The organism is Intrasporangium flavum (genome assembly GCF_001956915.1).
GTDB classification, from domain to species: domain Bacteria; phylum Actinomycetota; class Actinomycetes; order Actinomycetales; family Dermatophilaceae; genus Monashia; species Monashia flava.
On the sequence record NZ_MLJO01000006.1, the window covers coordinates 1 to 22,782 of the forward strand.

Below are 22,782 nucleotides of genomic sequence, written 5' to 3' on the forward strand. Positions count from 1 at the left end.
AGGACGCCCACTGGGCCGACCACTCCTCGCGAGACCTGATGACCGTGCTGCTGACGCGCGGGTTCTCCACCGACGTATCGCTCGTCGTCACCTACCGCTCCGACGACCTGCACCGCCGCCACCCGCTCCACGAGACGCTCGCCGTCTGGGCCCGCATCGCGGGGCTCGAGCGCATCGAGCTCGCCCCGCTGCCCGACGACGCCGTCCGTGAGATCGTCGCCCACCTCGAGGGCGCGCCCACCGACACCGGCACCGCCGACGAGATCGCCCACCGCGCCCAGGGCAACCCGTTCTTCGCCGAGGAGCTCGTCGCGAGCGCCGCCGCCGGCCAGGCGCTGACCGGTGGCCTGAGCCGGGTGCTGCGCGCCCGCGTCGAGCAGCTCGACGACACCGCCCAGCGCGTCCTGCGAGCCATCGCCCTCAAGGGCGGGGTCTACCTCGGCCACGAGCTGCTCGCCCGCGTCGTCGACCTCCCCGACGCCGAGCTCGAGGCCGCGCTCGCGGCCGCGGTCGAGCACCACGTCCTCGAGACCCGCTGGCCGCCGGCGTACACGTTCCGGCACGCGCTCCTCGGCGAGACGGTCGCCGACTCGCTCCTGCCCGGCGAGCGGCTGCGCCTGCACCGGGCGTACGCGTCGGTGCTCGCCGAGCACCCCGGGCTGGCCCCGGCCTCCGAGCTGGCCCGGCACGCGGCCGCCGTCGGCGACCTCACCACCGCCGTCGCCGCGAGCCGGCGCGCCGCGGAGTCCGCCATGAGGATGGGCGGCCCCCAGGACGCGCTCCTGCACCTCGAGCGGGCGCTCGAGTGGCTCGACGAGGACGACCCGCAGCGCGACGAGGTCACGCTCCGTGCCTCGGAGGCCGCGGCCGTGGCCGGCGACTCCGTCCGGGCCGTCGACCTGCTCCGCGACCGGCTCGCCCACCCCGGGCGGGCCCAGCGTCCCGAGCTGCGCGCCGACCTGCTCGCCGCCCTCGTCCACGTCGGCCGCAACCTCGACGTGCCGCTCGACTTCGTGGCGCTCACCGACGAGGCGCTGGCCCTCGTCGAGCCGCCGACGCCCGACGAGCGTCGCGTCCGCGTCCTGTCGGCCCGGCTGCAGGCCCTCATCGACCTCGGGCTGTGGATCGACGCGTCGGTCGTCGGCGACGAGGTCTCGGTGCTCGCCGAGAAGCTCGGCCTGACCGGCCAGCTCGCCGTCGTGCGCACCATCCAGGCCCGCGTGCTCGAGGTGCAGGAGGACCTCGACGCCGTCGAGGAGCACCTGCGCGGCGTCATCGCCGGGCTCGACGCCGACGACCCGCTGCGCCTGCGCGCCCAGCACCAGCTCGCCTCCCTGGCGCACCGGCGGGGCGACCTCCCGCTCGCGCTCGAGCGCTACGACGCCGGGGCCGAGCTGGCCCGCCGGATGAACCGCGAGTGGGCACCGTGGGGCCAGGAGTGCCGGATGCTCGGCGGGCTCACGGCCTACGAGCTCGGCGACTGGGACGGCGCGCTCCGGCGTCTCGACCTCGGCGAGGCGCCGGCGCCCGAGCCGGGCGGCACGATCTTCACCGGGGCGAGGCTGCACGTCGACGCGGGCCGCGGCGAGTCCGTCGACGCCGACCTCTTCGCGCGGCTGCGGCGCTGGTGGCCCTACGACGGCCTCGCCGTCGTGCTGTCGGTGATGCCCGGCATCGACCTCCTCGGCGACGCCGGTCGACCGGACGAGCTCGTCGACCTCGTCGAGGACGCCCTCGGCCGGCTCGACGCCGCGTGGGGCGAGTACCACGCGGTGGTTCGGCTCGCCGCCCTCGTCGGCGGCCAGGCCGCAGCGGCGGCACCGGTCGCCGACCCCGCCGTCCGCGACCGGATGGTCGCCCTGACCGAGCGGCTCCTCACCCGGGCCCGGCGCATCGGTGGCCTCAAGCCCGCCGTCGAGCGCGCCAGCCGGCCGAAGTTCGAGCGGTCCGAAGCCAGCGACCTCGAGCGCACGAGCCGCGAGACGTGGGCCTGGCTGGCGCGCGCCGAGGCCGAGGCCCTGCGGCTGCGGCGCGCCACCGACCTCGACGACCCGCCCGCCGGGGACGACCTCGTGGCGGCCTGGCGCACGAGCGTCTCGGCGTTCGAGCGCTACGGCCACGTGTACGAGACCGCCCGGTCACGGGCCCGGCTCGCCGCCGCCCTCCACGCCGTCGGCGACGACGCCGCCGCCCGGCAGGAGGCGGCCGCCGCGCGGGAGGTGGCGACGCGTCTCGGTGCCCAACCGCTGCTCGCCGAGCTCGACCGAACGTTCCCGGCGGAGGCCGGGTCACGACCCTCCGGCTCGGCGGCCCTGACGGCCCGCGAGCAGGAGGTGCTCGAGCTGCTCGCGCGGGGCCTCACCAACGGGCAGATCGGCAAGCAGCTGTTCATCAGCACCAAGACGGTCTCGGTGCACGTGTCCAACCTGCTGGCCAAGCTCGGCGCGAGCGGCCGCACCGAGGCCGCGGCCATCGCGCGGCGCCGCGGGCTCGTCGGCTAGCGGCGGACTCGACTCAGGGACGGGCCGGCTCGGGGAGCGCGGCGAGCAGCTCCTCGGTCGTCGTGACCTCCCCGATGCGGGGGAAGACGTGTGACACGGAGTGGTCGTGGGCCGCGGCGCTGCGGTCGCTCATCGCGTCGGACACGAGGACGACGTTGAAGCCGAGCTCGTGGGCGAAGCGCGCCGTGGACTCGACCCCGGCGCTCGTCGCGACGCCGGTGAGCACGACCTGGGTGACGCCGCGGTCGCGCAGGTACGACTCGAGCGACGTGCCGGTGAAGGCTCCCCACGTCTGCTTCGTGACGAGCTCGTCCTCGGGCTGCACGTCGAGCTCCGCCACGAGCTCGGCGAAGTCGGCGCCGAAAGCGGGGCGGGGCGCCCCGGCCTGCTGCGCGTCGGTGCGGCCCGGAGCGCCACCGGTCACGTTGACGAGCACGACGGGCAGGCCGCGGGCGCGGAAGGCCGCGGCGAGGTCGCCGCTGCGGCGCACGACGGCGTCGAGGTCGTGGGCGGCCGGGACGGCGAGGATGCCCTTCTGCAGGTCGATGACGACGAGGGCGGGGGTCGGGTCGAGGGTGCTGAGCGGCACGGGTTCTCCTTCTTGTCGAGGGCGGCCGATCGCGGTCAGCGACCGGTCGGCGAGGGTGACGGCGAGCATGAGGGCGGCGGCCACCGCGGCGAAGACGGCGATCTCGTGCAGCCCGTCGCTGTCGGCGGACGCGCCGAGGAAGTGCCCGGTGGCGGCGGACGCGAGGACGGCGCCGACGTACATGAAGGTGCGCAGCAGGCCGGCCGAGGCACCGAGCCGCTGAGGGTCGGCCTGGTGGTACACGGCGTTCTGGTTGGCGAGGTTGAGCAGCCCCTGCGGCACCCCGAGCAGCAGCACGACGACGACGAGCAGCCACACGGCGCTGTGCCCGCCGAGCAGCAGCATGAGCACCGCGGCGACGACCTGCAGCGTGCCGCCGACCATGAGCTTGCCGCGCACGGCGGCGTGACGCCCGGTCAGCGTCGACACGATGATCGCCGTGCCGAACATGGGCAGGAGCAGCAGCCCGGCCTGCGACGGCTCGAGCCCGCGGCCCTCCTCGAGCCACTGGGTGAAGCCGTAGAGGACCGAGTAGCTGACGACGGCGGTCAGCAGCATCCGCACGTAGGTGAGCCCGAGCGGACGGTTGCCGCGGACCACGCCGAGCGGGCCCAGCGGGTCGCGTCGGCCCGGTCGCGTCGGCTCCCGTCGGGGCGCCCTGGACACCCCGAGCGCTCCGGTGCCGCGCGGCAGGCGGGTCGCGCCGAGCACGAGGCAGGCGACCGACAGCGGGACGTTGACGGCGAAGGTCGCGCGCCAGCCGCCGACGCCGATGAGCAGGCCGCCGAGGGTGGGGCCGATGACGGCCACGGTCTGGTTGGCCACGGCGAGCGTCGTCAGGATGCCGTTCGGGGAGTCCTGGCCGGTGCGCTCGGCCTCGCGGCGGATCAGGTGCATCGAGGCCGGGTAGCCGGCGCACGTGCCGAGGCCGAGCACCACCCGGGCCACGACGAGCCAGCCGAGGCCGGGCGCCACCATGCCCAGCACGCCGGCCGCGCCGACCATCGCCGTGCCGACGAGGTAGGGCGCGCGGGGACCGAAGCGGTCGACGAGCCGGCCCACGACGGGCTGCCCGATGGCCGTGGCGACGTAGAGCGACGAGATGAGCCAGGCGGTCTGCGCCGGGGCGGCGCCGAGGTCGCGCCCGATCGGGACGAGCGAGATGGCGATGATCGAGCTGTTGACGGGGTTGAGGACCGACCCGAGCACCATGGGCGCGACGAGCCGGCGGTCGAAGCCCGACCGGTCGCGCGGGGCGCGGCGACGCAGGAGATCCTTAGTAACCCTAACCATTTCTTTAGGTACACTAAGCACTTGTGACGCGCAGATCAAGTGCCGGGTCGGATGCCGAGCTCGTCCTGGCCGTCAAACGGGCGGTGAGCCGCTTCTACACGCGGATCCGGTCCGAGCGCCCGCCCGGCGACCTCGGCGACGGCGCGCTCGAGGTGCTGGCGCGCGTCGAGAAGTACGGCCCCTTCTCCCTCACCGACCTCAGCGACTTCTACCGCGTCACTCCGGCGTCGATGAGCCAGACGGTCAACCGCCTCACCTCGAGCGGGTACGCCGAACGGGTCCGCGACGCCGCCGACGGCCGACGCGTGCTCATCGCCGCGACCGAGGAGGGCGCGCGGCTCTCGGTGGCTGCCCGCGGGCAGCGCGACGCGTGGATCTCCGGCCACCTCGGCGTCCTCGACGACGCCGACCGCGAGGTGCTCAGGCGCGCGAGCGAGCTGCTCCTCCGGATGGCCGACGCGCGGGAGTGACGTCGGCGACGTCGGCGCCGGGGCGCGACCGACGCAGCCCGGGCGTCAGCGCGACCGACACGACGACAGACGCGACGGCCATGACCCCCATGGCCCGGGCCGCGGCGTCCGGGCCGACGCCGAGGGCGCTCGCGACCGTGCCACCGAGGAGGGCGCCGACGGCCTGGCCGACCATGAGGCCGGTGCCCTGCAGGCCGAACACCTGGCCGCGCGCCTCGGCGTCGGTGTGGGTGACGAGTCGTTCCTGCAGCGGCAGGCTGGCGGAGTAGCCCGCCGACGCGACGAACGCGAGCGCGGCGGCGAGGGGCAGCGAGGGCACGACGAAGAACGCCAGGTAGGGCACCGCGAGCAGCAGCCGAAGCGGCCCGATCAGCTTGTCCCGCAGCGGGATCGACAGGAACCGCCCGACCACGACATCGCCGATGAGCATGCCTGCGGCGGTGACCGCGAAGAGGTAACCGGCGCGCTCGCCCGCGAACGGTACGAAGAGCGCCTCGCAGCCGACGATGAGGCCGTTGGGCACCCAGAGCGTCAGGTAGATCGGTCGGACGACCCGGGAGCCGAGGAGGCGGCGGTTGACCTCGCGGGTGCGCTTCACGATGGAGGCGCCGGCGTGCCGTGGCGGGTGGTCGGAGAGTCCGAGGCGCAGCAGCAGCACGGCGACGAGAAGGGCCCCGGCGGCACCGAGGAAGAGCTGGGTCGTCGAAAAGGCGATGAGGAGCAGGCCGCCGATGCCGTAGCCGACGATCTGCATGCCGCCGACGGCGATGTTCATCGTGGCCCGGCCGAGGATGAAGCCGTCGGGCGGCAGGATGTCGGAGACGAGCGCCATCATGCTGCCGCCGAGGGCCGAGGTGATGAGCGGGCCGACCGCGAGGAGCACGAAGCGCCAGCCCCAGGGCAGGCCGGGGATCGCCTGGAGCAGGTCGGAGACGAGCGTCGTGCTCGTGACGAGGACGAGGGCGGTGCGCGGCCGCACGAGGTCGGACCCGGAGCCGAAGAGCGTCTGGCCGACGATCCGCATGAGCGGCGCGCCGAACATCGACAGCGCGGTGAGCACGGGCGATCCGGTGGCGGCGTACGTGATGGTCCCGAGCGCGAGCGACGCGACGGAGTACGCGCCGATGTTGAGGCACTGGACGAGGAAGAGGACACGGAACTCGGGCACGGCGAACAGCTGTCGGTACGTCTGCACCGGCACACGGTGCCCGACGCCGGCGCCTCGGCGCTAATGTTTCGGTTCGAGGCGAAAGGTGGTGGGTGTGGGGACCTGGCAGATCTCGGCCGACCTGCTCGCGCGGAGCCGGTTCGTCGTCTCGCCGCGCATCGAGACCGTCGGCGCCCTCAACGACCTCGTCCGCCCGTCCGACCCCGAGGGGCGGGCCCTCGCAGCCGCCCACGGCGAGGCCTTCCGCGCCATGCTCGACGCACACCCGGTGCGGCAGGTGGTCCTCGACCACAGCTGGCGGCCGCAGTGGATCTCGGACTGGCTCTGCCTGCCCCCGGTCGCGCCCACGTCGGGCACCCGCACCTTCGCCGAGGAGCTCGACGACGTGCGCGACCTCGGCGACGACCACCTGCGCACGTGCCTCGCCGAGAGCTCGCCGACCGGCCACCTGCCCGACGTGCTGCTCCGCGACGGCGTCACCGAGCACGCCGCCGACCTCCTCGAGTGGGTGTGGACGCACGTCCTCGCCACCGACTGGGCACGCCGCGAGCGCATCCTGCGCGCCGACGTCGTCGCCCGTACCTCACGCCTCGCCTCCCAGGGCTGGGCCGCCGTCGTCCGCGATCTCGGCCGCGACCGCGAGTGGGTCGGCGACGGCCACCTGCGGATCAACCACTACGACCTGCCCTCGCGCGTCCTGCCCGATGACGCCGACCTCTTCTTCGTGCCGGTCAACCACAAGGCGCGGTGGGTCGGGTGGCTGCTGCCGCGTCGGTACGCCGTGTACTACCCCGTCACCGGCGCGCTCGCCCGCGTCGACGCCGGCGCCCCCGACGGCCTCGAACGGCTCGTCGGCCGCTCGCGCGCCAGCCTGCTCGTCGCCCTCGAGTCCCCCAGCAGCACGACGGGACTCGCTGCCACGACGGGGATGGCGCTCGGGACGGTCGGCGACCACCTCAAGGTGCTCCTCGCCGCCGGCGTCGTGCTCCGACGCCGCTCGGGACGTGAGGTCCTCTACTGGCGCACGGCTCTCGGTGACGCCCTCGTCGCGTCCGGCGCCGGGTAGTTCTCCCCATGTACGTGCGGCCCGAGGGCCCCTAGCGTCGGCGCGGGCAGGAGCACCTGCCCTCCACCACACGGAACACAGGGGTAGTCATGTGTGAGCTCCACGAAGACCTCGGCAGCACCGGCGCGGCGGCCTCGCCGCTCACCGAGGGCGTCGGCCGGCGGACGCTGATCCGCGGCGCGGGCGGCCTCCTCCTCGGCGGCGGCCTCGTCGCCGCCACCGCGACCGCCGCGAGCGCCGCCACCTCGCAGAACGGCTGGCCGGCCGGCTCGACCTCGCAGATCCCGATCGTCGGCCTCACGGTCGGTGGCGTCACCTTCCCCGCCGGCGTCCGCAGCGGCCAGGTGCACACGATCCTCGCCTACGTCGCGGGCCGGTTCGACCGCGAGGTCGAGGCGCTCGTCAAGGGCTGGTGCTGGGGCCACAGCTACCGCGTCATCTCCGGCAGCACGAGCCTGTCGAACCACTCGAGCGGCACCGCCATCGACTGCAACGCCCCGCGCCACCCGCTCGGCAAGTCGGGCACCTTCTCGTCCGCGCAGCGCTCGAAGATCCACGCCATCGTCGCCTCGTGCAACGGCGTCGTCCGCTGGGGCGGCGACTACTCGGGCCGCAAGGACGAGATGCACTTCGAGATCAACGTGCGTCCGGGCGACCCGCGGATCGCCCAGCTGGTCAAGAAGATCGGCGGCGGCAGCACCCCGACTCCCGCGCCGATCGCCTGGACCACGGTCAAGCGCGGCGCCAGCGGCTTCCGCACCACGGCGATCCAGCACCTGCTGCGCCAGCGCGGCTACTCGCTCACCGTCGACGGCGTCTTCGGCGCCGGCACCGAGAGCAAGGTCAAGGCCTTCCAGTCCTCGCGCAAGCTCGTCGCCGACGGCGTCGTCGGGCCGAAGACGTGGACCGCCCTCGTCGTCACCGTCCAGCGCGGCTCGAAGGGCCAGGCCGTCGTCGCCGCACAGAAGCTGCTGACCCACCGCGGCTACAGCCTCACGGCCGACGGCGTCTTCGGGTCGATGACGGCGACGAAGACGCAGGCCTACCAGTCCACCCACGGCCTCACCGCCGACGGCGTCGTCGGTACGCGCACCTGGGCCAAGCTGACGGCCTGAGAGTTCGCCGTCCGTTCACCACCACCCGGCCCTCGGCAGGACTAGCGTCACGCGTGTCGCCGTCCATCGATGGAGAAGGGCAGGGCACATGGCAGAAGACTGGGCAGCAGACGTCAGGAAGTACTCGCCGAACGCCGACGACGCCGCGATCAAGGGCATCGTCCGACACTGCGGCATCGCACTCCAGAAGCGCGACTCCGCGCTCGTGTCGTTCAGCGACGCGTCGGAGACCGACCGGGTCCGGGACGGCTTCATGAAGAAGAAGCTCGGGCTCACCGACTCCGACGCCGACCTCGACGCCGCGCTCGCCGAGGTCGGCAAGACCATGAGCGCGGACCGCACGAAGAACCGCGTCACCGTCTACTACCTCCTCGCCGAGAAGTACGGAAAGCTCGACCTCTTCCGCTGAACCACGAGGGTCCGAAAACCTCTGTCACACAGAACGATCCGGCCGTGCGCCGCAGCTCACTCCTGCGCGCGCGGCCGGCTCTGGGTGTCCCCGGCGCGGGCCCGACGACACGTTTCGGTCACGGTCGCCGACCGGTGGCGCGCAGGCTGTCTGAGCCGCCCGGGGCTGGGTACGTTGGCCTGACGCCCGCACTACCACCCCGGAAGGGGCACCCCCCACATGTCGGCAGACCGCACGCTCCCCGCGACCCGGGTGGAGCAGCTGGAACAGACCCTCGAGGCCTTCGACGAGGCCGGCGGCCACCGCGTCCTCGCTGACGTCTTCGCCGAGCTCGACGTCGAGCACGCGCTGAGCGAGGTGGTGCTGCCCTACCTCCGGGCCGTCGGCCAGCGGTGGGAGAACGGGCGGATCGGCGTCGCCCAGGAGCACTTCGCGAGCAACGTCCTGCGCTCGCGGCTGTCCCTGCTCATGCAGGACGCCGCGGAGGAGGTCACGGCCCGGCGCCCCCTGGTGGTCCTGGCCTGCCTGCCCGGGGAGCACCACGAGTTCGGGCTCATGGCCGCCGCGCTGACGCTCTCGCGGCTCGGCTGGCAGGTCTGCTACCTCGGCGCCAACACGCCGACGGCCGAGCTCTCGCTCGCGTGCCGCACCGTGCTGCCCGACGCCGTCGTGGTGTCGGCCCTGCGACCCACCGCGTTCGCGGCGCACGCCCCCGCCCTGCGCCGCCTCGCCCGGACGACGACCGTCTACGTGGGGGCGGCAGGTGCATCCTCCGAGGTCGCCGAGCTGTGCGACGCGGTCTGGCTCGACGGCGACCCGGTGCAGGCCGCGCGCGTCGTCGACGAAGGATACGCACCGGTCGCCCCGGGGGTCGACGACGCGGAATCCACTGCGGTGTAGGTCTTTCCTCCTCGCGCCGTGCCGGACTAGGCTCGCGGCCCATGAGTCCCGAAGAGACGCTCGCAGACGCCCTGAGCGGCGAGGCGGTCGACGCGGCCCCCGATTCCCTCACCGACGCGGCCCCCGAGCCGCTCGCTCCCGTCCTCGACCGACGCGACCCGAGGGTGGCCCTGGCCGTCGCCGGCATCGCCGTGGCCGCGGCGCTCGTCGGGGGCCTCGTGGCCCTGGTGATCAGCTTCTCCGGTTGAGGGCCGCCAGCGCGACCGAGCGCCCGGACCGGGCGACGAACTCCTCGAAGGCGGTGACCGTCGGGTCGTGCGCCGGGTTGCGCACCATGGCCCCGATCGTCCGCTGGGCCTGCGGGTGGTCGAGGCCGACCGGCACGACGTCGCCCTCGGGCGCGAAGGCCGGCAGCACGGCGACGCCGAGGCCCGCGGCGACCAGGCCCCGGGCCGTGTGGACGTCCTCGGCCTCGAACCCGACCCGCAGGTCGGCCCCGGCGTCGGCCCAGATCTCCTCGACGCGACCGCGGAGGCCGAACCCGGTCTTGAGCACGATGACGTCGTCGCCGGCGAGCGCGTCCACGGTGACCGACGCGGTCGCGGCGGCCGGGTGCGTGCGGTGCACGGCCACGACGAGCGGCTCGTCGTAGAGCACCGTCGTCGACACGCCCGGCTGGTCCGGCGGGGACGCGACGAGCGCGACCGTGGCGCGTCCGGCCTCGAGCTCGTCGAGGCACTTGGCACGGGCACCCTGCGACAGGTCGAAGCCGACGCCGGGCCACTGGTCGCGGAAGCGGCGGATCAGCGCGGGCACGACCACCTCGCCGAGCAGCGTCTGGAAGGTCAGGGCCACGGTGCCGTGCCCGACGAGCGTCGACCGGGTGACGACGTCGACCCCGCGGTCGAGCGCGGCGACGGCGTCGCGGGCGTGCGGCAGCAGCGCCCGACCGGCCGCGGTCAGGGCGATGCCGCGGCCCTGCCGCTCCACGACCGGCGTACCGAGCAGCGTGCCCAGGCGGGCGAGGGCTCGGCTGACGGTCGGCTGCGGCAGTCCGAGCACGGCGGCGGCGGTCGTGACCTGCCCGACCTCGGCGACGGTGACGAGGACGGGCAGCAGGGCGGCGACGGCCCGTCGGTCCACACTCATGCACTCAGCGTATGACTGGCGATCCTGACATGCATTGGTGCTCTGCGCCGACGCCTCCTAGCGTCGGGGTCATGACCTGGGACGGCCACCTGCCCGACAGCCGCGAGTACCGGCGCATCCTCGTCGGGCTCGGCGCGGCGGGCATCGCGACCTTCGCCCAGCTCTACTCGCCGCAGGGCCTGCTGCCGACGCTGGCCCGTGGCCTGGGTGTCGACGCCGCCGAGGCCGCGCTGTCGGTGTCGGTCGCGACGCTCGGCGTCGCCCTCGCCGTGCTTCCGTGGTCGTGGGTCGCCGACCGGGTGGGACGCCTGCGCGCCATGCAGGTCGCGATCATCGCCTCGACGCTGCTCGGCGTCGCCGTCGCGCTCGCCCCGAACCTGCCGGCGCTGCTCGGCCTCCGGCTCGTCGAGGGGATGGCCCTCGGCGGCCTGCCCGCGCTCGCCGTCACCTACCTCCACGACGAGGTCCATGCGTCGCACACGGCGGCCGCGGCGGCCGCCTACATCTCCGGCACGACGGTGGGCGGCATGACCGGGCGCCTCGTCGCCGGGCCGCTCGCCGGCGTCATCGGCTGGCGGGGTGCGCTGCTCGCGGTCGCCGCCCTCTGCGCCGTGGCGTCGGCGGTCTTCCTGCGCCTCATGCCGCGCGCCCGTGGCTGGGCCCCGACCGGCCGGGCCACGCTGGCCGTCGTGCTCGCCGGCGTCCGCACCAGCGTCCGCGACCCGTGGCTGCTCGCCCTCTACGCCCAGGGCGCGCTACTCATGGGCGGCTTCGTCGCGGTGTACAACTACCTCGCCTTCCGGCTCGAGGGCCCGGAGTTCGCCCTGCCGGCGACGATCGGCTCGCTCATCTTCGCGGCGTACGCGGCCGGCACCGTCAGCTCGCGGCTCACCGGGCGCCTCGTGCCGCGGTTCGGCCGTCGCGCCGTCCTCGTCGGCGGCACGGCGACGATGGTCGCCGGAGCGGTGGCCACGCTCTCGGGCGCGCTCGTCATCGTCGTGGCCGGGCTGCTCGTCTTCACGGCGGGCTTCTTCGCCGCCCACGCCACCGCGTCGGCCTGGGTCGGCGCCCGGGCCACGACCGGACGCGCCCAGGCCACGGCGCTCTACAACGTCGCCTACTACAGCGGGTCGGCCGTCGTCGGCTGGCTGCTCGGGTACGCATGGTCCGGACGCGGCTGGGCCGGCGTGGTGGCGTCGGTCGTGACGCTGGCGGTCGTCGCGCTCGGCGTGGCGCTCAGCGCGCTGCGGGTGCCGCGGGCGGTGCGACCGACGCCGGAGCGTCGGTGCGGGTGATCAGCATCGGCTCCTTCGGCAGGCGACGCACCTTGGTACGACGGCGTCGTCGCTCGGGGATCATCGAGCGCATCTCCTCGAGCCGGCCGAAGCACAGCAGCCGGTCCTCGGCCTGCAGCTCGGTGCGCCGGCGCGGGTTGGGGATCACCGCGGTGCCGCGGTGCAGCGTCAGCACCTGGATGTCGCGCTCGTCGAGGCCGGACTCGCTGATCGTCTTGCCGACGAGGTCGGCGCCGGTGTGCACGACGAGCTCGGCGACGCCGTAGCCGGTGGAGACCGTGAGCCGCTGGCGCACGTCGATCTCCGGGAAGGCCACCTGGTTGGCGATGTGGTCGATGATCGCGCCGGCGACGTCGAGCTTCGTGGCGCGCTCGATGCCCTCGAGGCCCGGCGAGGAGTTTACCTCCATGACGAGCGGGCCGTCGTTGCCCTCGAGCATGTCGACACCGGCCACGCGCAGGCCCATGATCTGCGCCGACCGGACCGCCGCCTCCTCGAACTCCTTTGTCAGCTCGACGGGTTCGACGCGTCCGCCCCGGTGCACGTTGGAGCGGAACTCGTCGCCCTCGGCGCTGCGACGCATCGCTGCGACGACGCGGTCGCCGACGACGAGCGCGCGGATGTCGCGGCCCTTGCTCTCCTTGACGAAGCTCTGGATCAGGACGTTCTGCTTGGTGCTGTGCAGCGTCTCGATGATCGCCTCGGCGATCTTGATCTCCGGGGCGAGGATGACGCCGATGCCCTGCGTGCCCTCGAGCAGCTTGATGACCACGGGGGCGCCGCCGACGCGCTCGATGGCGGGCCGCACGTCGGCACGGTTGCGCACGAATGTCGTTGCGGGCATGCCGATCCCGTGGCGCGAGAGGATCTGCGTGGCACGGAGCTTGTCGCGGGCGTTGCTGATGCCGTTGGCCGTGTTGGGCGTGTAGACGTCCATCTGCTCGAACTGGCGCACCACGGCGGTGCCGAAGTACGTGATCGAGTTGCCGATGCGCGGGAGGATCGCGTCGTAGTCGGACAGCGGCCGGCCGCGGAAGACCAGGTCGGGCTCGGGCCCGGACAGGTCGATCGCGAACCTCAAGGTGTTGAGCACCTTGACCTCGTGGCCGCGTGACAGGGCAGCGGTCTTGAGCCGCTGCGTGGAGTAGGCGCGCGGGGCGCGGGAGAGGATCGCAAGTTTCATGGAGGATGCCTGCAAGGATGGTCGGGTGTCCGGGCCGCCACATTCAAGCACTCTCGCCGGTTGGCGGGAATGGGTGACTCTGCCCGGGTGCGATGTCGAGTGGGTCAAGGCCAAGCTCGACACCGGCGCCCGGTCCTCGTCGATCCACGCCTTCGACGTGGTCGAGTTCGAGCGCGACGGCAGCGACTGGGTGCGCTTCTCGATCCACCCGTGGCAGCGGTCCGAGTCCGACGCCGCCGTCGTCGAGCGCCCGGTCCACGACCGGCGCTCGGTGCGCTCGTCGTCGGGACACGCCGAGGAGCGGTTCATCGTCCTGCTCGACGTCGGCCTCGTCGGCCGCACCGTGACGGCCGAGGTGTCGCTGACCGACCGTGACGAGATGGGCTTCCGGATGCTCGTGGGGCGCGAGGCCCTGCGCCAGGGCTTCCTCGTCGACTCGGGACGCTCCTACCTCGGCGAGCGGCCCCCGCTCGCCGTCCGACGCAGGAACCGAGGACGCTGATGCCCCGACCGTCGTTCGCGATCGGCGCCGTCCGCGTGCGCCCCGGCTCGACGCGTGAGGTCGGGCTGCCGATCACGCGCCTTGTCACCGGGGCCGAGGTCAGCCTGCCGGTGCGCGTCGTCCACGGCCGCACCGACGGCCCGACCGTGTGGCTGACCGCCGCGATCCACGGCGACGAGGTGGTCGGCGTCGAGGTCGTGCGCCGGGTCCTCGCCTCGCTGCGCCCGAGCTCGCTCGTCGGCACCGTCATCGCCGTGCCGATCGTCAACGTGCTCGGCTTCCAGACCGGCGAGCGGTACCTGCCCGACCGCCGCGACCTCAACCGGGCCTTCCCCGGCTCGGCGCGCGGGTCGCTGGCCGGGCGCATCGCCCACCTGCTCATGACCGAGGTCGTGGCCAAGGGCGACGTCGGCATCGACCTGCACACCGGCGCCGACCGGCGCAGCAACCTCCCGCAGATCCGAGCCGACCTCGACGACCCGCGCACCCTCGAGCTCGCGAGCGCCTTCGGGGCGCCCGTGGTCTACCACGCGAAGCTGCGCGACGGCTCGCTCCGGGCGGCGGCGCGCGAGCGCGGGTCGACGGTGCTGCTCTACGAGGGCGGCGAGTCGTGGCGGTTCGACGAGTGGGCCATCGAGGCCGGCGTCGTCGGCGTGCGGCGGGTGCTGGCACGGCTCGGCATGATCGACGCGATCGACGAGCCGGAGCCCGCGCCGAGCCTCGTGTGCCGCTCCAGCGGCTGGGTGCGCGCCGCGGGCAGCGGCATCCTCCAGCTCGAGGCGACGCTCGGGCAGCGGGTGCAGCCCGGCGACCGGCTCGGCGGGCTGTCGGACTCCTTCGGCCGACGCGTCCGCCTCGTGCGGGCCGACCGGCCCGGCATCGTCATCGGCCGCACGCACGCGCCGCTGCTCAACCGCGGCGACGCCATCATCCACATCGGCGAGGTCGAGGAGGACCACCCGACGCCCGACATGGCCGTCGAGCTGCCCCCGGACCCGACCGAGACGCCGCTGCTGCCGGAGGCGACCGACGCCGCGCCGGCTGACTAGGCTGCGGTCATGGCCCGTCTCGTGCTCACCGTCATCGGCGACGACCGCGCCGGACTCGTCTCGGCCCTGGCCGACGTCGTCTCCGCGCACGACGGCAACTGGGAGCAGGGCCAGATGGCCGAGCTCGCCGGCAAGTTCGCCGGGATCGTCGTCGTCACCGTGCCCGACGCGCGCCGCGACGAGCTGACCACCTCGCTCCGCGGCCTCGACGGCCTCCTCGAGGTCGCCGCCCACCCCGGCGCGGACGCGTCCGCCGACGCCACGCCCGCCGAGCCCGCGCGGCGCCTGACGCTGCACCTGCTCGGCAACGACCGCCCCGGCATCGTGCGCGAGGTGTCCTCGGTGCTGAGCCGGCACGACCTCTCCATCGAGACGATCACCACCGGCACCCGCGAGGCGCCGATGGCCGGCGGCCTGCTCTTCGAGGCGCACGTCGTCGTCGAGGTGCCGGCCTCCACCGAGCTCGCCGACCTGCGCGCCGACCTCGAGCGCCTCGCCACCGAGCTGCTCGTCGACCTCGACCTGCACGAGGACTGACCCGACCCACCCGGACCGGCCCCCTCTGTCCGCGTTCTCGGTCATGATGTGCCCGTCATGACCCGATGGACTCCGGCGCAGGTGGCCGGGCTGGCCCCCGACGACGCGTCGCTGGCGGCGGCCCGCAGGCTCGCGCGCCCGGGGCCGTGGAGCGACACCGGCTCCACCGAGACGCTCGTCTGGGGCAAGTGCCAGGGCTCGGGCCGGACGCCGTACCAGGTGAGCGTCGACCTCGCCGGGCCGGCGTTCCGCTGCTCGTGCCCGAGCCGCAAGTTCCCGTGCAAGCACGGCCTCGCTCTGCTGCTGCTCTGGGTCGACGGGTCGGGCTCGGTCGCCGACGTCGAGGAGGCCGCCGGCTTCGCGCAGGAGTGGGCCGCCGAGCGCGCCGCCCGCGGTGCCGCCCGCGGTGCCGCCCGCGACGCCCGGGCCGAGGCGCGGGCCGGCAAGGCCCCCGACCCCGACGCCCAGGCCAGGCGCCTCGAGGACCGGCTCACCCTCATGTCCAGCGGCATGGACGACTTCTCCCGCTGGCTCGGCGACCTCGTCCGCAGCGGCACCGCCACCGCCCGGCGCCAGCCGCAGGCGTGGTGGGAGACCACGGCGGCCCGCCTCGTCGACGCCCAGCTGCCCGGCGTCGCCGACGACGTCCGCTCCGTCGGCAGCGAGGTGGCCTGGCGCGCCGACTGGTCCGAGCGTCTCCTGCTCGCGCTGGGCCGCTGGTGGACCGCCACGCGCGCCTGGGCGGGGCGCGACACCCTCGAGCCCGACGAGCTCGGCGACCTGCGCACCTACCTCGGCTGGTCGGTGCCCACCGACACCGTCCGCGCCGGCGACGCCCTGCCCGACCGCTGGACCGTCCTCGGCGCCCACCGCACCGACGACGGACGCCTCCAGCAGCAGCGCACCTGGCTGCGCGGCGCCACCTCCGGCGAGACCGTCGTCGTGCTCGACTTCGCCGCCGGCACGCAGTCGTTGCCCGTCGCCCGCCTCGCCGGCTCGGTCCTCGACGCCACCGTCGCGCGCTACCCGGGCCGCGGCGTCCGGCGGGCGCTGTTCGTCGACGAGCCCGCGCCCGTCGCCACCGAGGGGACGCTGCCGGGCGGCACCGACGTCGACGCAGCGCACGCGTGGGCGGCCCGGGTGTGGGCCGCGAACCCGTGGACCCGGCGCGTCCCCGTGGGGCTGGCCGCCGTCCGCGTCGGCGTGGAGGCCGCCGGTCCGACCCGGGGCGCGCGCTCCGGCACCGACGCTCCGCCGCCCGTCGCCCGTGCCGTCGACCCGTCCGGCGCCGGCATCCGGCTCACCACCGACGCAGACGTGTGGGCGCTGCTCGCACGCACCGGGGGCCACCCCACCGACGTCTTCGGCGAGCTCGACCACGGACGCTTCCGGCCCCTCACCATCGTCCAGCGCGGTGAGGCGGTTGCGCTGTGACCGAGCACCCCACGACCCCAACGGGATTCGACGCCTGGTGGCGCGAGGTCGGCAACGCCGCCCTCGTCGGCACGGCCCGCCGCAGCGCCCCGACGCTCGACGTCCTCGGCGTCCGACGCCCCGACGCGTCGGGCGACGCTCCCCGTGAGGCCGCCCTCCTCGACGCCGCTGCGCTCGGCGCCGCGGCCCTGCAGTCGGGGCGGGTGTCCCACCCGGCCGACACCCCGCCGACCGCGCCGGCGGACGCGCGGCCCGAGGCGTCGCGGCTCGCGGTGCAGCTGCTCGAGCTCGTCATGACCCAGCCGCCCGCCGGCGCCCAGCAGCGTCCGGCCCTGCTGATCCACTGGCTGCGCGAGTGCGACGCCGGCGGCCACCGCGTGCCGCACGCCCTGCTGCCGACCCTCCTCGACCTCGCCACGGCCCAGCGGTCGCTGCGACGCGTCGCGGCCCGGGTCGTCGACGAGCGCGGGCTCTGGCTCGCCGGGCAGCGGCCCGACTGGTCCTGGGTCATCGACGCCGCGGCCGGCGCCGACGTGTCGGCCGAGCCCGACATCGACCCCGACGACTGGGCCCGCCTGCCCTCGGCCGAGCGCGTGCCGGTCGTCGCCTCGCTCCGGGCCCGCGACCCCGACGCCGCCCGCCACCTCGTCGAGTCCACCTGGTCCACCGACGCCGCCCGCGACCGCCGCGCCCACCTCGAGGCGTTCCGCGTCGGCCTCGGCCCGGCCGACGAACCGCTGCTCGAACGGGCCCTCGACGACCGCTCCGCCGGAGTGCGCGACGTCGCCGCCGACCTGCTCGACGGCCTCCCCGGGTCGGCGCGGGCGGCCCGGATGGCCGAGCGACTCCGGCCCCTGGTGCACACCACCGGCATGCTGCGGCGCGGGCTCGAGGTGACGCTGCCCGACGAGCCCGACGTCGCCGGGAGACGTGACGGCCTCGGCAAGCCGCCGCCGCGTCGGTCCGCGCGCGGCTGGTGGCTCGAGCGCATCGTGGCGGGTGCGCCCCTCGAGGTGTGGACCGACACCACGGGGGCCGACGTCGCCACGACGCTCGGCCGCCTCGCCGACGACGACGCCCTGCTCGGCCTGCGCCGCGCGGTGACCGCCCGTCGCGACGCCGTCTGGGCCGCGGCCCTGCTGCGCCGCGGCTGGGACGCGGCGCTCGTCCCGGCCCTCCCCCGCGCCGAGCGGGAGGCCGTCGTCCTCGACCGCGTCAAGGCGTCCGGCGACAAGGTCGGCGAGGTCGTCGGCGCCATCGCGACGCTCGACGCGCCGTGGTCGCCGGACACGAGCGTCGCCCTCGTCGGCCGCCTGCGACAGGCCCGCACCGCCTCGACCCTCGTGTCGTACGCGATGCCGCACCTCGTCGCCGGGCTGCACCCCGCCGCCCTCGATGCCCTCGAGCGCTGGCAGCGCGCGCTCGGCGACGCCGACCGGGCCCTGGCCACCCACCTGCGCAACCTGCTCCAGTTCCACTCCGTCAAGCGATCGATCAGCGAGGCGTTCCGATGACCGACACCACCGAAGCGACGACCCCCGACGTCCTGCGCGCGCACGCCGAAGACGCCTACGCGTCCGAGCTGGCGGCGCTCGCCGCGGCCGACGACCGGCCCCGCCCGCCGAGCTGGCGCCTGTCGCCGTGGGCCGTCACCACCTACCTGCTCGGCGGCACCCTGCCCGACGGCACCGAGATCGCGCCGAAGTACCTCGGGTCGCGGCGGCTCATGGAGGTCGCGGTCGCCTCCCTCGCCACCGACCGGGCGCTGCTGCTGCTCGGGGTGCCGGGCACGGCCAAGACGTGGGTCGGCGAGCACCTCGCCGCCGCGATCAGCGGCGCGTCGACGCTCGTCGTGCAGGGCACCGCGGGCACGCCCGAGGAGTCGCTGCGCTACGGCTGGAACTACGCCCGGCTCCTCGCCGAGGGCCCGACCCGTGGCGCCCTCGTGCCGAGCCCGGTCATGCGCGCCATGGAGACCGGCGCGCTCGTGCGCATCGAGGAGCTGACGCGCATCCCCGCCGACGTGCAGGACTCCCTCATCACGATCCTGTCCGAGAAGACGCTCCCGGTCCCCGAGCTCGACTCCGAGGTGCAGGCCCGGCCCGGCTTCAACGTCATCGCCACGGCGAACAACCGCGACAAGGGCGTCAACGACCTCTCCTCGGCCCTCAAGCGACGCTTCAACACCGTCGTCCTGCCGCTGCCCGACAGCCTCGACCAGGAGGTTGAGATCGTCCGCACGCGCGTCGCGTCGCTCGGGCAGAGCCTGCAGCTGCCCGCCGAGCTCGAGTCGCTGGCCGAGATCGAGCGGGTCGTGCAGGTGTTCCGCGAGCTGCGCTCCGGCGTCACCGCCGACCAGCGCACCACGGTCAAGTCGCCGTCCGCGACGCTGTCGACGGCCGAGGCGATCTCGGTCATGACGAACGGCCTGTCGCTCGCCGCCCACTTCGGCGACGGCGTCGTGCGGGCCGAGGACGTCGCGGCGGGGCTCGTCGGTGCAGTCGTCAAGGACCCGGTCCAGGACCGCATCGTCTGGCAGGAGTACCTCGAGACCGTCGTCAAGGACCGTCGCGAGTGGACCGACCTCTACCGCGCCTGCCGCGAGCTCGGCTGAGCGGGGGCCGCTGCGCATGACCGTCGAGGTGCTCGGCATCCGCCACCACGGGCCCGGGTCGGCCCGGTCGGTGGCGCGCGCCCTCGACGAGCTCGAGCCCGACTCCGTCGTCATCGAGGGGCCGCCCGAGCTCGACGCGCTCGTGCCCCTCGTCGCCGACCCCGAGCTCGTGCCTCCGGTGGCCGGCCTCGTCTACGCCGTCGTCAACCCGCGGCGCGCGGCGTTCTACCCCTTCGCCGTCTTCTCGCCGGAGTGGGTGGCGCTGCAGTGGGCGGTGGCGCGCGGCGTCGCGGTGCGGTTCGCCGACCTGCCGGCCGCGCACTTCCTCGCCGACGCGCCGGCGCCTGACGCCCCCGAGCCCGAGCCCGAGCCCGAGCCCGACGGTGCGTCCCAGGGCGTCGTGCGCGAGCGCGTCGACCCGATCTCGACGCTGGCGCGCGCCGCCGGCTACGACGACCCCGAGCGCTGGTGGGAGGACGCCGTCGAGCACCGGCGCACCTCCTCGCTCGAGCACTTCCGGTTCCTGCTCGAGGCGATGCGCGGGGTCCGCGGCGACACGACGGTCGGCGACGACGCGCGTCGGGAAGCGTTCATGCGCAAGGTGATCCGCGCCGAGGTCAAGGCAGGTCGTGAGCGCGTCGCCGTCGTCTGCGGCGCCTTCCACGCGCCGGTGCTCGACCCCGACACGTTCCCGCCCGCCAGCCGCGACAACGCCCTGCTCGCGAAGCTGCCCAAGGTCAAGGTGGCCGCCACGTGGGCGCCGTGGACCGCCGCGCGCCTCGCGTACGCGAGCGGCTACGGCGCCGGCGTCCGCTCCCCCGGCTGGTACCAGCACCTCTTCGTCACGCCCGACGACGACGTCGTGCCGTCGTGGTTCGTCCGCGTCGCGCGGGCGCTGCGCGAGGAGGACCTCGACACCTCCACCGCAGCCGTCGTCGAGGCCACCCGCCTGGCCGACGCGCTGGCCGCCGTCCGCGGGCGGCCGTCGGTGGGCCTCGCCGAGCTGACCGACGCGGCGCAGGCGGTGCTCACCGACGGCTCCGACCTGCCGCTGCGGCTCGTCGACCGGCGCATCGTGGTGGGCGAGCTGCTCGGCCGGGTGCCCGACTCGACGCCGATGGTGCCGCTCGCCGCCGACCTCACCCGGCAGCAGAAGTCGTTGCGGCTCAAGCCGTCCGCGTCGGTGACCACCGTGCAGCTCGACCTGCGGCGCGAGGCCCAGCTGGCCCGCTCTGTGCTGCTGCACCGGCTGCGCCTGCTCGGCGTGCCGTGGGGCGAGCAGGTCGACGCCGGCCGCTCCACCGGCACCTTCAAGGAGGCCTGGCAGCTGGAGTGGGATCCCGAGCTCGCGGTCTCGGTCGTCGAGGCGAGCCTCTGGGGCAACACCGTGCAGAGCGCGGCCGAGGTCAAGGTCGCCGACGAGGCCGGCACCGCCGACGACCTCGGCCGCCTCGGCAGCCTCATCGAGCAGTGCCTCCTGGCCGAGCTGCCCGACGCCCTCCGTGCCGTCGTCACCGCCCTGGCCGACCGCACGGCGCGCCAGCACGACACACGGGCCCTGCTCGACACCGTCGAACCCCTGGCCCGCACGTGCCGCTACGGCGACGTGCGCGGGGTCGACGTCGGCGAGGTGGAGCACGTCCTGCGCACCGTCGTCGTGCGGGCGTCGGTCGGGCTGCGCGCCGCGAGCGCCTCGCTCGACGACGACGCGGCCGCCGCGATGCGCGCCTCCCTCGAGTCGGCCGACCGCGGCGTCGCCCTGCTCGACCTGCCCGACCTGCGCGAGCCGTGGCAGCGCGCCCTCGCCTCCGTCGCCGCCGACGAGAACCTCCACGGCGCCGTGGCCGGGCGGGCCAACCGGTTGCTGCTCGATGCCGGCCTCCTCGAGCGCGACGAGGCCGCGGGTCGTCTGGGCCGGCGCCTCTCGACGGGCGCGAGCGCCCCGGCGGCCGCGGCCTGGGTCGACGGGTTCCTCACCGGCGAGGCGCTGCTCCTCGTCACCGACGACGCGCTGCTCGCCATCATCGACGAGTGGCTCACCGGTGCGCCGGATGCCGTCTTCGAAGACCTCCTGCCGCTCGTGCGGCGCACCTTCTCGCGGTACGAGAACGCCGAGCGCCGGCTCATCGGCCAGCACCTGCGGGCGCTCGGCAGCGGCGCCCGCGCACCGGGGGCGGACGCGGCGGCGTCGGTCGACCTCGAGCGCGCTGCGCCCGCCGTGGCCACCGTCGCCCGCCTGCTCGGGCTCGAGACCGGAGGCGTGCGATGACCGAACACCCTGAGCCCGAAGCCTCCCCGACGCGTCGGGACCGGCTGACGCGGTGGCGTCTGGTCCTCGGCGGCGAGGACGCCGACGGCATCGGCGAGGACGCGTCGCTCGACGCCGACGACGTCAAGCGCGACGAGGCCCTGCGCGAGCTCTACGACGGGCAGCGCAGGGGCGGGCTCGGCGCGTCGGCACCCCGCGTCGCGCGGTGGCTCGGCGACATCCGCGGCTACTTCCCCTCGTCGGTCGTGCAGGTCATGCAGGCCGACGCCATGGACCGGCTCGGCCTGACCCAGCTGCTCCTCGAGCCCGAGCTCATGGAGGCGGTGCAGCCCGACATCAACCTCGTGTCGACGCTCGTCGGGCTCGGCCGCGTCATCCCCGAACGGTCGCGAGCCACCGCCCGTGCCGTCGTGCGCACCGTCACCGACGAGCTCGAGGAGCGGCTGCGCCAGCGCACCGTCGAGGCCGTCACCGGGGCGCTCAACCGGGCGGCCCGCACCCGCCGCCCACGGCACTCCGACATCGACTGGAACCGCACCATCGCGGCCAACCTGCGGCACTACCAGCCCGACCTGCGCACCGTCGTGCCCGAGCGGCTCGTCGGGTACGCGCGTCGGGCGCACCGCGTCGAGCGGCAGATCATCCTCTGCATCGACCAGTCCGGCTCGATGGCCGAGTCGGTCGTCTACTCGAGCGTGTTCGGCGCGGTGCTCGCCTCGCTGCGGTCGGTCGAGACGCGCCTCGTCGTCTTCGACACCCAGGTCGTCGACCTCACCGACGAGCTCGACGACCCCGTCGACGTGCTCTTCGGCGTCCAGCTCGGCGGCGGCACCGACATCAACCGCGCCCTGGCCTACTGCGAGTCGCTCATCGAGCAGCCGGCCGACACCGTCCTCGTCCTCATCAGCGACCTCTACGAGGGCGGCATCGCCGAGGAGATGGTGCGCCGCGCGTCCTCGATCGTCGCCTCGGGCGCCACGATGGTGGCCCTGCTCGCGCTCAGCGACTCCGGCAGCCCGAGCTTCGACGCCGAGCACGCCGCGGCCCTCGCGGCCGTCGGCGTCCCGGCGTTCGCCTGCACCCCCGACCGGTTCCCCGAGCTCATGGCCACGGCGATCGAGAAGCGCGACATCACCGCGTGGGCCGCCGCCAACGACATCGTCACGACCCACGAGCCCGACCCACCCGCCTGACGGACCGCTCATCGCTTTCGCCAGGCCGCCACGAAAGGTGCGAATC

Annotated in this window: 20 protein-coding genes; 16 read left to right on the forward strand and 4 right to left on the reverse strand. The window is 74.7% G+C overall.

All coding sequences use genetic code 11. The features are described 5' to 3' along the window. On the forward strand, positions 1 to 2,501 hold a 2,501-nt coding region (locus BIV28_RS20405; protein ID WP_076259991.1), incomplete at its 5' end, for a helix-turn-helix transcriptional regulator. A 13-nt stretch (positions 2,502 to 2,514) separates the two neighbouring features. Here BIV28_RS20405 and BIV28_RS05385 read toward each other — a convergent pair. After that, positions 2,515 to 4,383: an MFS transporter gene (locus tag BIV28_RS05385; protein WP_083707068.1), complete on the reverse strand. Its 1,869-nt coding sequence runs from the start codon at positions 4,381 to 4,383 to the stop codon at positions 2,515 to 2,517. A gap of 23 nt (positions 4,384 to 4,406) precedes the next feature. Here BIV28_RS05385 and BIV28_RS05390 point away from each other — a divergent pair, with 23 nt between their 5' ends. Then, the gene (locus BIV28_RS05390; protein WP_076259994.1) at positions 4,407 to 4,853 is read left to right on the forward strand and encodes a MarR family winged helix-turn-helix transcriptional regulator; all 447 of its coding nucleotides are present in this window, start codon (positions 4,407 to 4,409) and stop codon (positions 4,851 to 4,853) included. On the opposite strand, the gene BIV28_RS05395 is transcribed toward BIV28_RS05390, so the two are convergent. Next, complete coding sequence (locus tag BIV28_RS05395) at positions 4,804 to 6,048, reverse strand: MFS transporter (RefSeq protein ID WP_076259996.1); 1,245 nt, start codon at positions 6,046 to 6,048, stop codon at positions 4,804 to 4,806. The genes BIV28_RS05390 and BIV28_RS05395 overlap by 50 nt on opposite strands. A 67-nt stretch (positions 6,049 to 6,115) precedes the next feature. Here BIV28_RS05395 and BIV28_RS05400 point away from each other — a divergent pair, with 67 nt between their 5' ends. The 5 genes from BIV28_RS05400 (at position 6,116) to BIV28_RS05420 (ending at position 9,759) form a co-directional block, all read left to right on the forward strand. Then, complete coding sequence (locus BIV28_RS05400) at positions 6,116 to 7,087, forward strand: ArsR/SmtB family transcription factor (RefSeq protein WP_076259997.1); 972 nt, start codon at positions 6,116 to 6,118, stop codon at positions 7,085 to 7,087. An 89-nt stretch (positions 7,088 to 7,176) separates the two neighbouring features. Beyond that, positions 7,177 to 8,202, forward strand: coding sequence for a peptidoglycan-binding protein (locus BIV28_RS05405; protein ID WP_076259999.1), 1,026 nt, complete (start codon positions 7,177 to 7,179; stop codon positions 8,200 to 8,202). 88 nt (positions 8,203 to 8,290) lie between these two features. Further along, positions 8,291 to 8,611: a DUF2853 family protein gene (locus BIV28_RS05410; RefSeq protein ID WP_076260001.1), complete on the forward strand. Its 321-nt coding sequence runs from the start codon at positions 8,291 to 8,293 to the stop codon at positions 8,609 to 8,611. A 219-nt stretch (positions 8,612 to 8,830) separates the two neighbouring features. After that, positions 8,831 to 9,511, forward strand: coding sequence for a cobalamin B12-binding domain-containing protein (locus tag BIV28_RS05415; RefSeq protein ID WP_083707069.1), 681 nt, complete (start codon positions 8,831 to 8,833; stop codon positions 9,509 to 9,511). Between the two features lie 41 nt (positions 9,512 to 9,552). Then, complete coding sequence (locus tag BIV28_RS05420) at positions 9,553 to 9,759, forward strand: hypothetical protein (protein ID WP_076260004.1); 207 nt, start codon at positions 9,553 to 9,555, stop codon at positions 9,757 to 9,759. On the opposite strand, the gene BIV28_RS05425 is transcribed toward BIV28_RS05420, so the two are convergent. After that, positions 9,743 to 10,660: a LysR family transcriptional regulator gene (locus BIV28_RS05425; RefSeq protein ID WP_076260006.1), complete on the reverse strand. Its 918-nt coding sequence runs from the start codon at positions 10,658 to 10,660 to the stop codon at positions 9,743 to 9,745. The genes BIV28_RS05420 and BIV28_RS05425 overlap by 17 nt on opposite strands. Before the next feature lie 71 nt (positions 10,661 to 10,731). Here BIV28_RS05425 and BIV28_RS05430 point away from each other — a divergent pair, with 71 nt between their 5' ends. Continuing rightward, the gene (locus BIV28_RS05430) at positions 10,732 to 11,955 is read left to right on the forward strand and encodes an MFS transporter (protein WP_076260007.1); all 1,224 of its coding nucleotides are present in this window, start codon (positions 10,732 to 10,734) and stop codon (positions 11,953 to 11,955) included. Here the strand turns inward: BIV28_RS05430 and BIV28_RS05435 are convergent. Continuing rightward, positions 11,897 to 13,138, reverse strand: coding sequence for a RimK family alpha-L-glutamate ligase (locus tag BIV28_RS05435; RefSeq protein ID WP_076260009.1), 1,242 nt, complete (start codon positions 13,136 to 13,138; stop codon positions 11,897 to 11,899). The genes BIV28_RS05430 and BIV28_RS05435 overlap by 59 nt on opposite strands. On the opposite strand from BIV28_RS05435, the gene BIV28_RS05440 reads away from it, so the two are divergent. From BIV28_RS05440 to BIV28_RS05475, 8 genes are read left to right on the forward strand one after another with little or no spacing between them, the layout of a single operon-like run. After that, entirely contained in the window at positions 13,137 to 13,640 is a 504-nt protein-coding gene (locus tag BIV28_RS05440; protein ID WP_076260010.1) for an ATP-dependent zinc protease family protein, read from the forward strand. The genes BIV28_RS05435 and BIV28_RS05440 overlap by 2 nt on opposite strands. Beyond that, positions 13,640 to 14,689 carry a succinylglutamate desuccinylase/aspartoacylase family protein gene (locus BIV28_RS05445; protein ID WP_076260012.1) on the forward strand — a complete coding sequence of 350 codons (1,050 nt, stop codon included), beginning with the start codon at positions 13,640 to 13,642 and terminating at the stop codon, positions 14,687 to 14,689. The genes BIV28_RS05440 and BIV28_RS05445 overlap by 1 nt, the downstream gene beginning before the upstream one ends. 9 nt (positions 14,690 to 14,698) lie before the next feature. Further along, complete coding sequence (locus BIV28_RS05450; RefSeq protein ID WP_076260013.1) at positions 14,699 to 15,226, forward strand: glycine cleavage system transcriptional repressor; 528 nt, start codon at positions 14,699 to 14,701, stop codon at positions 15,224 to 15,226. Positions 15,227 to 15,283: 57 nt separating this feature from the next. After that, on the forward strand, positions 15,284 to 16,660 hold the full coding sequence (locus BIV28_RS05455) for an SWIM zinc finger family protein (protein WP_076260015.1): 1,377 nt from the start codon (positions 15,284 to 15,286) through the stop codon (positions 16,658 to 16,660). Next, positions 16,657 to 18,174 (forward strand): DUF5691 domain-containing protein, encoded by a 1,518-nt coding sequence (locus tag BIV28_RS05460; RefSeq protein WP_076260016.1) that lies wholly within the window; start codon positions 16,657 to 16,659, stop codon positions 18,172 to 18,174. Before BIV28_RS05455 ends, BIV28_RS05460 begins: the two co-directional genes overlap by 4 nt. After that, positions 18,171 to 19,274 carry an ATP-binding protein gene (locus tag BIV28_RS05465; RefSeq protein WP_076260018.1) on the forward strand — a complete coding sequence of 368 codons (1,104 nt, stop codon included), beginning with the start codon at positions 18,171 to 18,173 and terminating at the stop codon, positions 19,272 to 19,274. The genes BIV28_RS05460 and BIV28_RS05465 overlap by 4 nt, the downstream gene beginning before the upstream one ends. A 16-nt stretch (positions 19,275 to 19,290) precedes the next feature. Beyond that, positions 19,291 to 21,543 (forward strand): DUF5682 family protein, encoded by a 2,253-nt coding sequence (locus BIV28_RS05470; RefSeq protein ID WP_076260019.1) that lies wholly within the window; start codon positions 19,291 to 19,293, stop codon positions 21,541 to 21,543. Continuing rightward, positions 21,540 to 22,736, forward strand: coding sequence for a VWA domain-containing protein (locus tag BIV28_RS05475; RefSeq protein WP_076260021.1), 1,197 nt, complete (start codon positions 21,540 to 21,542; stop codon positions 22,734 to 22,736). The genes BIV28_RS05470 and BIV28_RS05475 overlap by 4 nt, the downstream gene beginning before the upstream one ends. Positions 22,737 to 22,782: the final 46 nt, after the last annotated feature.

Bases quoted from the DNA above. Each gene is read 5' to 3' on its own strand.
- BIV28_RS05385 (WP_083707068.1), bottom strand. From the start codon at position 4,383: ATGGTTAGGGTTACTAAGGATCTCCTGCGTCGCCGCGCCCCGCGCGAC.
- BIV28_RS05405 (WP_076259999.1), top strand. From the start codon at position 7,177: ATGTGTGAGCTCCACGAAGACCTCGGCAGCACCGGCGCGGCGGCCTCG.
- BIV28_RS05410 (WP_076260001.1), top strand. From the start codon at position 8,291: ATGGCAGAAGACTGGGCAGCAGACGTCAGGAAGTACTCGCCGAACGCC.
- BIV28_RS05415 (WP_083707069.1), top strand. From the start codon at position 8,831: ATGTCGGCAGACCGCACGCTCCCCGCGACCCGGGTGGAGCAGCTGGAA.
- BIV28_RS05420 (WP_076260004.1), top strand. From the start codon at position 9,553: ATGAGTCCCGAAGAGACGCTCGCAGACGCCCTGAGCGGCGAGGCGGTC.
- BIV28_RS05425 (WP_076260006.1), bottom strand. From the start codon at position 10,660: ATGAGTGTGGACCGACGGGCCGTCGCCGCCCTGCTGCCCGTCCTCGTC.
- BIV28_RS05430 (WP_076260007.1), top strand. From the start codon at position 10,732: ATGACCTGGGACGGCCACCTGCCCGACAGCCGCGAGTACCGGCGCATC.
- BIV28_RS05440 (WP_076260010.1), top strand. From the start codon at position 13,137: ATGGAGGATGCCTGCAAGGATGGTCGGGTGTCCGGGCCGCCACATTCA.
- BIV28_RS05435 (WP_076260009.1), bottom strand. From the start codon at position 13,138: ATGAAACTTGCGATCCTCTCCCGCGCCCCGCGCGCCTACTCCACGCAG.
- BIV28_RS05445 (WP_076260012.1), top strand. From the start codon at position 13,640: ATGCCCCGACCGTCGTTCGCGATCGGCGCCGTCCGCGTGCGCCCCGGC.
- BIV28_RS05450 (WP_076260013.1), top strand. From the start codon at position 14,699: ATGGCCCGTCTCGTGCTCACCGTCATCGGCGACGACCGCGCCGGACTC.
- BIV28_RS05455 (WP_076260015.1), top strand. From the start codon at position 15,284: ATGACCCGATGGACTCCGGCGCAGGTGGCCGGGCTGGCCCCCGACGAC.
- BIV28_RS05465 (WP_076260018.1), top strand. From the start codon at position 18,171: ATGACCGACACCACCGAAGCGACGACCCCCGACGTCCTGCGCGCGCAC.
- BIV28_RS05470 (WP_076260019.1), top strand. From the start codon at position 19,291: ATGACCGTCGAGGTGCTCGGCATCCGCCACCACGGGCCCGGGTCGGCC.
- BIV28_RS05475 (WP_076260021.1), top strand. From the start codon at position 21,540: ATGACCGAACACCCTGAGCCCGAAGCCTCCCCGACGCGTCGGGACCGG.